Source organism: Acinetobacter sp. ANC 4779 (assembly GCF_004331055.1).
Classification (GTDB): domain Bacteria; phylum Pseudomonadota; class Gammaproteobacteria; order Pseudomonadales; family Moraxellaceae; genus Acinetobacter.
Genome location: NZ_SJNU01000009.1, coordinates 14785 through 27829, shown reverse-complemented (window position 1 = coordinate 27829; position 13045 = coordinate 14785). Strand labels below are relative to the sequence as shown.

Genomic DNA, 13045 nt, shown 5'->3' with positions numbered 1-13045 from the left:
TTAGCAATTGCGACTAGACCTTGACGTGGTGATCGTTCAAATTTTGTGTTTAAAAGAGGATGCTAAATATGCCGAAACAAAGCAGAGCGAGATTCGTTAGAAACACCATCCGCTGCACTTAAGAAACATTCGGTATGAATATCTTTTTCAAAAAGTCGGCTTTGCATTAACGTTGAAATCGCTGCATCAATCATTACTGGTGGACCACATAAATAAGCTTTATGATCACTGCATTTATTTTCAAAATAATCTGCTACAGCTTCATGTACAAAGCCGGTGAATCCTGTCCATTGATCTTCTGCTTTTGGTGCATTCAATGCAGGAATATAGCGGAAGTTGGGATAGTCTTTCACTAAGCCTTCAAACACTTCACGGTTATAGAGTTCCGCAACATCACGTGCGCCTTGGAAAAGATAGATCGTACGTGTGTCACCTTGTTCCAAAAGATCCAGAATCATTGATTGCGGGCTCGATAGACCAGAACCGCCTGCAATAAAGATGGTATCTTTTGCATCTGATTTACGTACAAAGAACTGCCCATAAGGTCCCGAAACTTCAAGTTCATCGCCCGCTTGAAGGGTTTCGTGCACATAAGTGGTGGCTGCCCCACCTTCTACCTGACGAATATGCAATTCAATAATGCCTTCTTCACTCGGTGCATTGGCAATTGAAAATGCACGTGTCCCTTCAATGTCTGGAAATTTAATATTGATATACTGCCCAGCCTGAAACTCCATCGGACGATCGATTTGTAAACGCACCCCTTTAATGGTCGGTGACAGCGCTTTGATATCTACAACTGTGGCTTGGTAGTCTTGGACCAAATAGCCATGAAAATCTTCGTCTTCATCCACATCCGCTTCAATCACCATGTCGGATTCAGGTTTACAGCAGCAGGCCAGCACTTTATTTTCTTCGCGTTCAATATCCATCAGCGCAAAGGACGATGCTTCACCGACGTCATAAAAACCGTCAGTCACTTGAACTTTACAGGTTCCACATGTGCCATGACCACAGGCGAAGGGTAGCCAAACACCTTGACGTAAAGCAGCGTCTAAAATAGTTTGATCTTCTTCCACTTCAATGGTCATGCCCACAGGTTCAATCGTTACTTGATAACTCATGATTCTTCTTCCTTATACATGTGTGCCGTTGTAGCCATTTAAGCCGGGCGTAACAAAGCGCAGTAGAGATTTATGATCAAAATCTAAATCGGCTAATGTCTTGGAAAAATCCACATCTGTTAGTAATTGACGATTTAAGGTGAATTGTACTTCTGACCAATCAATATGCTCAAAGTCAGGGTGCTGATTAAAACCAGTCTGAATTTGCTGATCAATCAAGTCTTGTAAACTTTGCTGTGGTGAGACCACAAAAGCATGGGCTGCACAAAATAAAGTGTGCTGATCCCAGCCGACATAGAGCAGCATGTTGTCGCCGTAATTTTTTTGTGCGTCACGCGCATCAAATTCATAATCTGGTTGTATGGCTTGTACTGGCATGAGAAAACTCCTGAATTCCTTGAGTGTGAAGCCATCTCAATTTTTATCCATGAAATGGCTTCTGATCCTTTTTTGCTTAGGCGACGTGACCTTTCCATTTTCTCCAACGTTCTTGGTCTGGAGAGCCTTCAATATCAAGATTGTCTGCACCGACGTTAAAGTTGTAATAGTCACGTAAAATACTTTCTAAATCGGGACCGCCACAGTTGCCTTGTAAAATTTGATTGACCGGCAACCAAGCTTGAATATATTTTTCAGGTTCACGTTCAAAAATGTCGTAACAGCCATCTGAACAAGTGTGATAACGCTCACCTTTATAAATACTGTCACGGTAGCTGAACATGGTTGGGTCGCCATCCATTTCGGTAAAGGTCATTGGAATCTGGCAGATTTGGCACAGTTGCGGCAAGCCATTGCTATAGAAGCGTTTACCTTCAGCTTCCAATTTACGCGCCAACTCCCATTTAGGGCGGTAATATTTGTCAAAGGTGTCTGGATATTTCTCAGATAACCAATCCATTTCTTCATCGGTTGGAATCCAGGTATGGAAACCTGCAGCATGACCAAAATTATAGAAAATCCACCATGCCTGATGGGAAATATGCTCTTTTTCCTTAACAATCACGTCTGAATACTTCGGCATGCGAATACCGTAACGACTCAAGTCTTTAAATAAAGCACCGCCAGCTTCTTCGAAGTAGGTTTCCCATGCTTCTTTCCATGACATCACTTTATTTGGCAGCATGTAGTCCATCATCATGCCGACAATCGAGAGCAAGCGAGTACCGCGCCAGAACCATTTATCAATCCATTCCTGAACAATCGGAACGTTATCTTCATGCTGTTCCAGTAAGAATTTTACGATTTCCAAACCTAAAGTCATGTGGCGTGCTTCATCCGACTGAGCACTAAAACCAAAGGTCACGGTTGCCATATCTCCGTTATATGCCGCACCAGACATGAATGGGACGAACAGTAAGTTGGTAAGTACATACTCAAAGGAGAAACTAATCGCCAGTAAGAATTCAAATGGCCCTGCTGAACGTGCATCTTCAAAGAATGATTTTGGGACAGACAAGTACCAAACACGGTCATGCATGTGTGCCCAATCCTGGAAGCCATCAAAGAATTTGTTGTAATGGCTCATAGCATGAATTTGCGTTTGTACATGACGCAGCTCATCAATCGATTGCATTTGCGAGGCAATACGTGCACCGATGCCGCTAAATTGGCGGCCTACATGCGCATAACCTTGGTATGCCTGATATTCCAGTGGCGTAACGGCTGTTAAAAACAGTTTTATTGCATTTAAGTAGCGTTCATTACTGACATTCATCTGACCATTATTTTGAGAGAAAGCATCAAAAATGGCATACAGCTTTTTCTCTTTTTCTGCCTGATATTTCCAGTAAGTATCCATGGTTAAGCGGAAAGGGTCTTCCCATTTTGACCAGTCTGTAATTTTAATGCCTTCAAACTCTTCATACGGAAATGCTTCTTTACGGTCTGCATAGGAAAAATCCCAATCCAGATCACGTGTCAGCATGCGGTAACGGTCTTTTGAATTAAGTTTTTTGGTTGCAGTTTTAGTCGCACTTTTTGCTTGGCTATTCATCTTGATGATCCTTTTCAATCTGTTGAAGCAGTCGGCTTCTTGTCTTTATTTCTTCCGTGCGGAATTAATTCCACTGCAAAGTGAAGCTATCGTCATCTTCTTCAACGTTGCCACCTAAGGTGATCATGTTGAGCTGCAGTTCTTGAATGTCCCAATCCTGGCCCAGTTTTTCGGACACGGTTTCAGCGCGAACCACTAATTTCCCCAGGCTTTCCACACGAATCATGGCAGGAAGATATTGAATCGTGGCTTCGGGGTTATCTTGCTCAATCGCTTCAATGATGTAGCGTGAGGTATCATTATCTTGTAATGCCAAATAAACTTTAGAGCTCATCTCTGCGCTTCCTTATGCAACTGAATCTAGTTCAAGGGTTAAACCGGCTTTTTTACTGCGTTCTGCAATTAAGGCTAGGCCATTGTCGATAGATGCATGCCCAAGTGCGGTATGGGCCCATGCCCTAAAGGCTGCTGTCACTTGAGGTAAAAGCGTATTTATCCAGCCTTGAATTAAGGCTTTATTTTCTTCAGATTCAGTGGCGGCAATTTTTAAAACAGGGTCTGACCATTTGCGTAAATCGGTTAAACAGTCCTTCATGAATTCGGTCAGCATTGCTACATCACGTGCACCGTGTTCAACCAGCCATTGGTCCAGTTCGCCATAAACCAGTTCCTGCATTAAGCTGTCTATGAGCAAGTTTTGCAGGACATAAAGTTTGAACCAATCTTGTTCAGTCAAGCTCTGTTCACACAGCTTGCGCAGTGGTTGCCAGGAGTCATCATTCATCCATGACTCTTTGGCTTGCTGTAAGGATTCACCGGTATTGCCATCAATGAGTAGGCCAATACGGGAGAGGTATTGCGCCATACCCAGACGATCCATTGCTGCAAAAATACAGGCTTGGGTAATGACCGTGCCATAGCCATAAGCACTGCCTGACATCATGTGCAGGTTGGCGGTTTGCTCCACATAACGGAAAGGCAATAAGCAAGTGATTATTTTTTGCTTAACTTCAGCGCTTAGATTTTCAACCAAATGGCGTTTTTCAAAAAATGAATAATTGCTTTCGGCAGTATCTTGCAGACGTGCACGATGTTGTACATAAGTGCCATAGTAAAATTGACGTGGATCTTTAAATGCATACCAGTCTTGCATTTGCAACGCTGTATGCGTGTGATCATTTAAAGTTTTGTCAGCTTTCCACAATGGACGGTAATGAAAGTTAGCTGCACCTTGTATATCAAAACTGACTTCCTGATAGCGAGTCGCAGGCTTATTGCCAAAACGGCGTTCAATATAGGCATAAGTTTGACGAATAGGTTCGAGGTTGGATGTTTTAATTTCTAAAGTCATCACGATTTCCTTATGGGCTTAAGATTGATCTTCTTGATCTAAATTTTTACGTACTTGGCTTAGAACTGTAGGTTCAATGCCATAACGCCATTTATCTTCTTGTGCATCATTCCAAGCCTGCTGTGCTTCGGTCATTTCAATGACCTGATTAATTTCACAGAAATGCTGAAAGGCTTGCTGAGGTAGAATCAGTTCGACAAAAAGTGTTGGATCATGGATGGCAAAGTCAAATTCAACAAACTTGGCCTGGCGGTCACCCGTAACACGAATGTATTTGGTGAGTTGTTCTTGCTGTATGGCTTGAGTCATGAGGATTATCCTTGTCTTTTTGCACTGAAATCATTTCAGTGATGCAACCTTGCATATATTGATAGAGATATATCAAAACTCATGCCAACTTTTATTAATCATTTTTAATCAGTTGCTTATGTTTTTTTATTCATTTTATAGTTTTTTTGAGCAATAAAAATTCATGAAATGCTGAATATATAAATGGCTAATTTCATCAAATCGTGAATGGTGAGGTCGGAAACTCAAAAATACTTTGTGCTGTTTAAATTAGTCCAATGAATTAAAATGATTTATATCTATATGATTTTATAGTTTTAATTTAAAAATACTTTAAGGGTATAAAGTTATGATAATAAGGTAGTGAGGCTTTTCAGTCGGAATTGAGTAAGATAGGGAATCGACCTGTAGCCAAGGATGGATATTCAGTCATGCCTCAAGCCAAAGATGCCAAGTTTTATACTCAAATTTTGGAAAAGAATAAAGATATTCAAGATTTATTGGATAAAATTCAGTTTGACAGTCAGCATGGAAAAATTTGGTTTGAAGAAAGCCGGATGTTGCTCATTCATACCAGTATCATGGGTTTTTTAAGAAAAGATTTGTACAACATGCTGGGCTGGGAACGGACCAAACGTTTTTTTATTCGTCAGGGGTATCAGGCTGGAGTACGGGATGCAGAAGTTACCTCTAAATTACGCCCGAATTTAAATGAGGCTGAAGCTTTTATGGCTGGGCCACAAATGCATGGTATACGCGGCATGGTGCAAGTTGAAGTGAATGAGCTTCAATTAAGTCATGATGAGCATCAATTTTATGCAGATTTTAATTGGCGTAATTCTTTTGAAGCGGAAGTTCATTTAAGTGAGTTCGGGGCTTCGGAAGAATCAGTTTGCTGGATGCTATTGGGCTATGCTTGCGGTTATACCAGCTTTATTATGGGACAAACCATTATTTATCAGGAAACCCATTGTGTAGCAAAAGGTGATGATTGCTGTCGTATTATCGGCAAGCCTTTAAAAGAATGGGAAAATGCCGAGGAACTTATTCAATTTATGTCACCTGATCCTGTTTCAGATGAATTAATTGCCTTGCAAGCAGAGCTGAATGAGTTAAAGAAAAATATCTATACAGATGTAGAAGCCGATTACACCATGTTTAATTCTATCGGTGAATCCGTGGCTTATCGTAAAGTTTGTGACCTGTTGAAAAAGGCAGCGGGCAGTAAGGTTGCTGTATTACTGCAAGGTGAAACAGGGGTGGGCAAGGAAGCTTTTGCCAGAGGGATTCATGAAGGTAGTTCTCGTAAAGGGCAACCCTTTGTTGCTGTAAACTGCGCCTGTATTCCGCCAGACCTAATTGAAGCCGAACTTTTTGGTGTCGAAAAAGGGGCATTTACAGGGGCAACGCAAACTCGAAGTGGAAAGTTTGAACGTGCCGATCAAGGAACTATTTTCTTAGATGAAGTGATTGAGCTTTCGCCACGTGCGCAAGCTACCTTGCTGCGCATGCTACAAGAAGGAGAATATGAAAGAGTGGGGGATCATCAAACCAGAAAAGCGGATGTCCGTTTGGTTGCAGCCACCAATGAGGATTTGGAACAGGCCGTGAAAGAGGGAAGATTCCGCGCTGATTTATATTATCGCCTGAATATTTTCCCTGTAATTATTCCGCCGCTACGTGAGCGCCGTGATGATATTCCCTTATTGATTACCCACTTCTTATCGCGTTTTGAAAATATGTATGGAAAGACGTTAAAAGGTTTAAGTGACAAAGCTACAAATTTTGTCATGACTTATGAATGGCCGGGTAATATTCGAGAGCTTGAAAACTTATTAGAGCGGGCGACCTTACTGACGGATCATCAGCAGGAAATTAAACTCAATCATTTGTTTCCGCAAATTAAGCAAGATATCGAGCCAAGGTCTGAAAAAGTAGATTTAGATGCAGTGATACAAGAGGGCTTTTGTCTGGAAGATCATGAGAAAAAACTAATTTTTATTGCGATGCAAAAAACAAATAATAATGTTTCTGAAGCAGCCCGTGTATTAGGGATCAGCCGAGCGGCTTTGGATTATCGTTTAAAAAAGCAAGCTATTAATATAAGTAAAAAGTAGATTTCAATCAGGCACAGATTGACTGTGATGAGTGGTTTTTTAAAGGCTCATTCTCCAAGATGACGGGATATGGCTTAAACTCTTCTAATATGAATTCAACGATCAGTTGAATGAAAGGCTGGGGTTTATCATAAGCCAGTGATTAATTAAATGCTTCGTAGTAAGCCAAGCGATTTTCAATCGTAATCACACTAAGGGGATAGTTAGCTTTTAATAATTCAATATTTATTAATAAGCGTAATGTATGTCTGTGCCCCTCAATGACTGGCTCACGACCAATAAAATTAGCAGGTACTTTGACTATACGTTCAATAGGATGGGTTGTTTACTTGACTGTTATAACAATTCACCAAGAATAATACCTTCGAGAACCACTGTAGTTTCTAATAGCGTAAGTGCATGACCTTAAATGGCATTGGAATAATAGGGCCATCGTACAATAAGGGCTTTTTATAAGTCTTTTGCAATTGAAAGAGATAGCGGGCGATGCTGAGCCAACTTATTCTTGAGTTGTCAATAATTCCAAACACATCCTTATGGCTTAAGTAAATCTCACTTAAAAATTTATTTGTACGGTTGTTTTTATGGCAATTTTTTTAAATTTAATGATATAAATTACAGTAATTATAATTTTAAAAGTCAGTATTCATGCAGAGCGAATGAGGGCAGGCTTAGGGCCTGCCCTCATTATATGTCTCTATTCACAGACAAAATTTACCGTCTAAATAAGCCTTTCTCCAACGGTCCATTTTAACTTTTTGAAATAAACCTCCAATGTAAAAAGGATCTTGTTCAATAAATTTTTGAGCAGCCTCTCTAGAGGCTACATCAATGATATAAATTCCACCACCTAAGTCTTGGCCCTTGTCATCTAACTTTGCACCACAGGCTAAAAGTAATTCAAGATTCTGATTTAAATAATCTAAATGTTCTTGTCTTAATTTTTTTCTAAGGGATTGATGATCTATTTTGTCCCAAGTTTCTAAAACATAAGGCATTTTAATTTCCTCGTATATGAAGTTTTATTAGAATGAAAATGGATATTCAAGAATTAAGCGGAATTCATCAATATTTCCATATCTATAGCCTTTGGTTGTTCTATGAGTGGCTTGACGAAGACGAACATCAAGATCTTTTGCAAAGCCCTGCTTAACTTTGTAGCGTAACTCGATATCTCTTTCCCAATGCTTATTCTCAATATCTTGGTCGTAAATATGACGTTTGGTATACAGCTTGTTGTCACTACCGGTATTGTCCATATCCCAGCCATATAAATACCGCGTCATAAAAGACAGACCTTCGATTCCATAAGGTGAGAAGTCAATTTCATATTTCACTTGAGCTGATTTTTCTTTGGCTTCCGTAAATGTTGCAAACTGCACACTATTGGGAATAGTGGCAATCCCGCCATTATTTCTAAACCCGATCCAGTCAAAAGGTTCATCACCTATAACTTGTTGGTACGCTAAACTGAAATTATGATTGGATAATTTATAGCTTCCTGTTAAGGAAACCAGGCCAGTACTGATATTTCCGCCTGTGGCATCACCGCTATCTCGGTTAATGTAGTTATTGGTTTGTAGATTGAAACCTGATTGGGCATCAATTTGATGTTTATATTTTGCCCCTAAATAATATTGCATCCAGACATTTTCTAATTCAGACACATAGATTGATGTTTCAATATTATTGAGTTTATAGGTTCCGCCTAAATAGCTGACAGAATCCGCCTGAATTCCATTGTTATAATCAGTATTAAAATAGTTGAGACGGTCAGTTGAATCAACAGGACTCATTTGGGTGAAATAACCAAAATCTAAATTAAGATGCTCAAAACTATTATCCTTTATCGATAAACCCGTCGACATAGAGGGAAGGAGTCGGGAATAGTTAGTCCCAATAATCGGATTATTCGGAAATTGATTCCCGATCAATGCTTCAGTTTTCTTATATTTTGCCCGTAGAGCACCGCCGAATTCAGCCGTTGCTGATTTCGGTTTGCCTTTCGAGTCGACTTCTAAATTATTTGTACCGGTTCGATATCCATCACTATCGAGTTTTAAGGCAATCAGAGCATAACCGTTTAACCCGAACTGCACAGGCGTATCTGTCCAGCCTGTTTCCATATTGGCAATAAAGCCTTGAGCCCATTCTTCGCGGTAACCTTTGCGCTCAGATATAGGTAATTGGGCATTCTGTCCCGCAGAGTTGTATTCGCCTTTGCGAAAGTCACGATTGAAATAATAGTTTTTTGCGAGCACATTAAATTTTGTGTCATCAATAAAATCAGCATGGGCTGTGTGGAGAGTGGTTATGGATAGGCAAAGCGTCCCCATAACCAGTAAATTTTTATTTACTGGTTTTTTCATTTTTTAAAAATCCTTTTAGGTATTACAAATGATGATCCAATAGAGGAAATGGGAGCCTAAACGCGATCCCAAGTATCTGAAGGTTCAAAGATAAATCCATTATCTTGTTTGCGAATATAACCGCAATACGGGTCACCAAAGTGAACAGGCAAGAGTAAAGCTTCTCGGCTCACGGCGCGCTCTAAACATTCCAGTCGAGTTTTTCGGGCAATATCAGGCCAAATGCAATAGCCTGAATTGATTTCCGGGCGAACAATTTGTAGCGGACTATGGAATACGTCACCACAAAAAATCGCTTCTTCTCCTTGAGAGCTGACCCGGAAAGTGACTTGTCCTGGGCTGTGACCAGGTGCAGGTTCAACCACTAAACAATCGGCAATTTCAGTATGAGGCTGAATAAATTCAACCAAACCTTCGTTAAATACTGGCATCACGCTGTCAAAGAAGGAGTCACCAAAAACATCAATTACGCCAGGTTCTTTATTTTTACCCTGATGACAGAAATCAAAATCTTCTTTAGGTAAATAATACTTGGCATTCGGGAAAGTTGGGGTCCAACGGTTATCTTTCCAAATCGTATTCCAGCCAACATGATCAGAATGTAAATGGGTAATCACCACATGGGTTACTTTTTCTGGAGCAGCACCCGCAGCAGTCATCCATTCGGTAATCAAATTATTCAGCATATGCATACGGGGAATTTCTGGACGTTGTTTGAAATTACCAACACCGGTATCAATCACAATAATATTATTGCCGGCATGAACCACCCAAAATTGAATACTGACAATGAGACGATTCATTTGGGGAATCCAATGATGCGGTGCCAGCATATCTTTATGCTCTTCTAATAGGCTTTGATCCGCAGTTGGAAATAAAAATTTTGGATCATGGCTCGGACCAGCATATTCATGGATACGGGTTACTTTTACTTCGCCAATCATTCTTGATTCAATCATGAGTCACTCCTTAACAAATATTATTAAATCTTTCTTAAACACGTTCAAATAAGGCAGCTAAACCTTGTCCACCACCAATACACATTGTTTCTAAACCGTAACGTGCATTACGACGTTTCATCTCATGTACTAAAGACGTCATGATGCGTAGTCCTGTTGCACCAATGGGATGACCCAAAGAAATTCCTGAGCCGTTCACATTGATATGAGAAGTATCGGTAATATTTAAACCTTTGATCACTGCTAAAGCTTGTGCTGCAAAAGCTTCATTAATTTCAATCAGATCAATGTCTTCAATGGACATATCTAGTTTTTTAAGTAGCTTATTTACCGCAGGCACAGGGCCAAAACCCATTCGACTTGGATCACAACCTGCAGCGCTCCAGCCGGTGATTTTGGCTATTGGTTGCAAATGATGTTTTTCTAAATACTCACGACTTACAATCAGGCAGCCCGCAGCAGCATCATTTTGCTGACTTGAGTTTCCTGCGGTGGTAACACCATTTGGCAATAAGCTTTTCAGTTTGGCTAGACTTTCAAGAGTACTATTTGCACGGATACCTTCATCAAAATCGATGGTTTTGCTTTCTTTTTTAGATTTCACTTCAAGCGGAATTACTTCATCTTTAAATTTACCCGTATCCCAGGCTTGCTGTGCTTTTTGATGACTTTGTAGCGCAAAAGCATCACATTCTTCACGACCAATATTATAGTCTCGGGCCAGATTATCTGCGGTTTCAGGCATACCTGAAATTACCCCAAAACGTTCAACTGGCTGAGATCTTTCACGACCGCGTTCCAGTCGGTCAAAGAAAGTCACATTCCCTGCACGACTTCCCCAGCGCATATTGGTGGAGTAATATTCAATATTACTCATGCTTTCCACACCCACCACCATAATCGCTTCAGCATTTCCACATTGAATGGTCATGGCTGCATTGATTAATGCTTGCAAGCCTGAACCACAACGACGATCTAAGGTATAGCCGGGAACTTCAACTGGAAGTCCTGCCGCTAAAGCCGCATAGCGCCCAATACAGGGTGCCTCACTGGATGAATAAGACTGGGCAATAATGACTTCATCTAAGGTGTGGGTATCTAAGCCAGTTTTCTCTACGATGGATTGAATCACTTTGACAGCGAGGTCGACTGCAGTTAAAGAGGCAAGTGCGCCACCGAACTTACCAATCGGGGTACGTAGCGGACTGACGATATAAGCATCTTTCATTTCAATTCCTTTTAAACTAATTTTAGATCGATGGCTTGCTGCTCAAGTTCTGCTTGAAAATGAGGGGCTGCAATGGATATCATTTTTTCAACACGCTGCGGCAGGCTTAAACCACGTAAATCGGCAATGCCATATTCGGTCACAATCAGCCCGGCATCACTGCGAGGAGTAGAGACAGGACCCTGCAAATGAGAAACAATGCGACTAAAACTTTTTCCCGAAGCCGGCAGGGCAATAATTGAAACCCCGCCATGAGACTGATTGGCGGCACGAATAAAGTCCAAAGCTCCACCTACAGCGCCCACATAGGTTTTATTGGCAATCTCAGCATTTACCTGACCTGTTAAATCAACTTCAATTGCCGAGTTGATCGCAATGAACTGTTGAATGGCAGCAAGCGTCGCAGCATGATGGGTATATTCAGTTGAACGCAGTTCAATGTCTGAATTTTGATGAACAAATTGATGGAGTTTAGACGAGCCGACAATTAAACCTGTGATGGTTTTTCCGGGATCAATATTTTTTTTCTGATTGGTAATCACTCCTTTTTGCATCAATTCGGCAACACCATCTCCAATGATGCCGGAATGGATACCTAAATGCCGATGCTGATCTAAAGCCTGCATAATAGCTTCGGGAATAGAGCCGATGCCAAGTTGTAAAGTTGAATGATCTGGGATGCATGAGGCAACATTTTGAGCTATTTTCTGAGTGGTTGCTGAATACGCAGCACTATTTTGTGCTTCTATTTTTCGGTCGGTATACAGCATTACATCAAAATCAGCTTCAGTTAAATAGTGATCCGAATAGACCCACGGTGCTTGCTGATTGACTTCCGCAATCACAATTCGAGCATGTCGAAGGGCAGATTTTAAATAATCTTGCGCCAGACTATAGCTGTATTGTCCTTGAGCATTGGCTGCTGAAACCTGAATCAACACCACATCTAATTTAAGCTGTTGGTTTTCGATTAAACGGGGAAGTTGTGAATAATGCACAGGCAAAATATCTAAAACCTGATATTGCGCAAGTGCCCGATTATATCCTGCACCACAATAGCTGAGATATTCAATATGTTCAGCGTGTTCAGGCAGACAAGTAGCAAACTGGCTAATGCCTAAAAAGATTTGAAATTTCCCAATTTTTTTACGATTTTGAATTAAATTTTGAGTAAGCGGTAGGGGTTCAGCTTGAGCCTGTCCCCATACCACGCGATCACCATGTCGAACATAGCTGGATAAATCGAGCTGAGAAATATCGTATATCTTTTCCATGGTGATCGTCCTTGATCTTAAATGATGTACTTTTAATGAATTGACGAAGGATGTTGGGAAAGTGCGGTTACCTTGATATCCATATAGGGAAATAAAGGCAGGCTCATCAACAAATCATGTAATTCATTATTGCTTTCCACATCAAAAATACTGATGTTGGAATATTTGCCTGTAACACGCCATAAATGTGGCCATTTACCTGCATTCTGCAGTTCAATAGCACGCTCTTTTTCAGCACGTTTAATGGCATCCATTTTTGCAGGATCGCTATCTAGGGGAATCTTGACGGTCATTTCTACACAAAAAAGCATTTTGATTGTCCTTAATATTTGAATTAAAAAT

13 protein-coding genes and 1 pseudogene are annotated in these 13045 nt (G+C 40.6%); 1 reads left to right on the top strand and 13 read right to left on the bottom strand.

The genetic code is table 11. The annotated features are described in order from the left end of the window. Positions 1 to 62 precede the first annotated feature (62 nt). The 6 genes from E0H80_RS11135 to E0H80_RS11110 form a co-directional block, all read right to left on the bottom strand. Positions 63 to 1124, bottom strand: coding sequence for an NADH:ubiquinone reductase (Na(+)-transporting) subunit F (locus E0H80_RS11135; RefSeq protein WP_131365822.1), 1062 nt, complete (start codon positions 1122 to 1124; stop codon positions 63 to 65). Between the two features lie 12 nt (positions 1125 to 1136). Beyond that, positions 1137 to 1502 carry a phenol hydroxylase subunit P4 gene (locus tag E0H80_RS11130; protein WP_067870318.1) on the bottom strand — a complete coding sequence of 122 codons (366 nt, stop codon included), beginning with the start codon at positions 1500 to 1502 and terminating at the stop codon, positions 1137 to 1139. Between the two features lie 76 nt (positions 1503 to 1578). Continuing rightward, entirely contained in the window at positions 1579 to 3117 is a 1539-nt protein-coding gene (locus tag E0H80_RS11125) for an aromatic/alkene/methane monooxygenase hydroxylase/oxygenase subunit alpha (RefSeq protein WP_131365819.1), read from the bottom strand. Between the two features lie 64 nt (positions 3118 to 3181). Continuing rightward, entirely contained in the window at positions 3182 to 3451 is a 270-nt protein-coding gene (locus E0H80_RS11120; protein WP_131365817.1) for an MmoB/DmpM family protein, read from the bottom strand. Positions 3452 to 3463: 12 nt separating this feature from the next. Beyond that, on the bottom strand, positions 3464 to 4468 hold the full coding sequence (locus E0H80_RS11115) for an aromatic/alkene monooxygenase hydroxylase subunit beta (RefSeq protein WP_131365815.1): 1005 nt from the start codon (positions 4466 to 4468) through the stop codon (positions 3464 to 3466). 18 nt (positions 4469 to 4486) lie between these two features. After that, positions 4487 to 4777: a phenol hydroxylase subunit gene (locus E0H80_RS11110; RefSeq protein ID WP_131365813.1), complete on the bottom strand. Its 291-nt coding sequence runs from the start codon at positions 4775 to 4777 to the stop codon at positions 4487 to 4489. A gap of 410 nt (positions 4778 to 5187) precedes the next feature. On the opposite strand from E0H80_RS11110, the gene mobR reads away from it, so the two are divergent. Continuing rightward, entirely contained in the window at positions 5188 to 6873 is a 1686-nt protein-coding gene (gene mobR, locus E0H80_RS11105) for a phenol degradation transcriptional regulator MobR (RefSeq protein ID WP_131365811.1), read from the top strand. Positions 6874 to 6880: 7 nt separating this feature from the next. Here the strand turns inward: mobR and E0H80_RS16890 are convergent. From E0H80_RS16890 to catC, 7 genes and pseudogenes are all read right to left on the bottom strand, one after another. Then, a pseudogene (locus E0H80_RS16890) lies at positions 6881 to 7371 on the bottom strand (hypothetical protein). Positions 7372 to 7574: 203 nt separating this feature from the next. Then, a complete protein-coding gene (locus tag E0H80_RS11095; protein ID WP_131365809.1) occupies positions 7575 to 7871 on the bottom strand; it encodes a YciI family protein in 297 nt (98 codons plus the stop codon). Positions 7872 to 7898: 27 nt separating this feature from the next. After that, positions 7899 to 9242, bottom strand: coding sequence for an OprD family outer membrane porin (locus E0H80_RS11090; protein ID WP_131365807.1), 1344 nt, complete (start codon positions 9240 to 9242; stop codon positions 7899 to 7901). A 56-nt stretch (positions 9243 to 9298) separates the two neighbouring features. Next, positions 9299 to 10201, bottom strand: a complete 903-nt coding sequence (locus tag E0H80_RS11085) for an MBL fold metallo-hydrolase (protein WP_067870333.1) — start codon at positions 10199 to 10201, stop codon at positions 9299 to 9301. A gap of 34 nt (positions 10202 to 10235) precedes the next feature. Beyond that, entirely contained in the window at positions 10236 to 11429 is a 1194-nt protein-coding gene (locus E0H80_RS11080) for an acetyl-CoA C-acetyltransferase (RefSeq protein WP_131365805.1), read from the bottom strand. 11 nt (positions 11430 to 11440) lie between these two features. Continuing rightward, a complete protein-coding gene (locus tag E0H80_RS11075) occupies positions 11441 to 12703 on the bottom strand; it encodes an acetyl-CoA hydrolase/transferase family protein (RefSeq protein WP_131365803.1) in 1263 nt (420 codons plus the stop codon). 32 nt (positions 12704 to 12735) lie between these two features. Next, positions 12736 to 13014 (bottom strand): muconolactone Delta-isomerase, encoded by a 279-nt coding sequence (gene catC, locus E0H80_RS11070; protein ID WP_131365801.1) that lies wholly within the window; start codon positions 13012 to 13014, stop codon positions 12736 to 12738. Positions 13015 to 13045: the final 31 nt, after the last annotated feature.

What these genes read in the sequence shown, in the direction of transcription:
- mobR (WP_131365811.1), top strand. Translation starts at nt 5,188, where the DNA reads ATGCCTCAAGCCAAAGATGCCAAGTTTTATACTCAAATTTTGGAAAAG.
- E0H80_RS11080 (WP_131365805.1), bottom strand. Translation starts at nt 11,429, where the DNA reads ATGAAAGATGCTTATATCGTCAGTCCGCTACGTACCCCGATTGGTAAG.
- catC (WP_131365801.1), bottom strand. Translation starts at nt 13,014, where the DNA reads ATGCTTTTTTGTGTAGAAATGACCGTCAAGATTCCCCTAGATAGCGAT.
- E0H80_RS11095 (WP_131365809.1), bottom strand. Translation starts at nt 7,871, where the DNA reads ATGCCTTATGTTTTAGAAACTTGGGACAAAATAGATCATCAATCCCTT.
- E0H80_RS11135 (WP_131365822.1), bottom strand. Translation starts at nt 1,124, where the DNA reads ATGAGTTATCAAGTAACGATTGAACCTGTGGGCATGACCATTGAAGTG.
- E0H80_RS11120 (WP_131365817.1), bottom strand. Translation starts at nt 3,451, where the DNA reads ATGAGCTCTAAAGTTTATTTGGCATTACAAGATAATGATACCTCACGC.
- E0H80_RS11075 (WP_131365803.1), bottom strand. Translation starts at nt 12,703, where the DNA reads ATGGAAAAGATATACGATATTTCTCAGCTCGATTTATCCAGCTATGTT.
- E0H80_RS11090 (WP_131365807.1), bottom strand. Translation starts at nt 9,242, where the DNA reads ATGAAAAAACCAGTAAATAAAAATTTACTGGTTATGGGGACGCTTTGC.
- E0H80_RS11085 (WP_067870333.1), bottom strand. Translation starts at nt 10,201, where the DNA reads ATGATTGAATCAAGAATGATTGGCGAAGTAAAAGTAACCCGTATCCAT.
- E0H80_RS11115 (WP_131365815.1), bottom strand. Translation starts at nt 4,468, where the DNA reads ATGACTTTAGAAATTAAAACATCCAACCTCGAACCTATTCGTCAAACT.
- E0H80_RS11110 (WP_131365813.1), bottom strand. Translation starts at nt 4,777, where the DNA reads ATGACTCAAGCCATACAGCAAGAACAACTCACCAAATACATTCGTGTT.
- E0H80_RS11125 (WP_131365819.1), bottom strand. Translation starts at nt 3,117, where the DNA reads ATGAATAGCCAAGCAAAAAGTGCGACTAAAACTGCAACCAAAAAACTT.
- E0H80_RS11130 (WP_067870318.1), bottom strand. Translation starts at nt 1,502, where the DNA reads ATGCCAGTACAAGCCATACAACCAGATTATGAATTTGATGCGCGTGAC.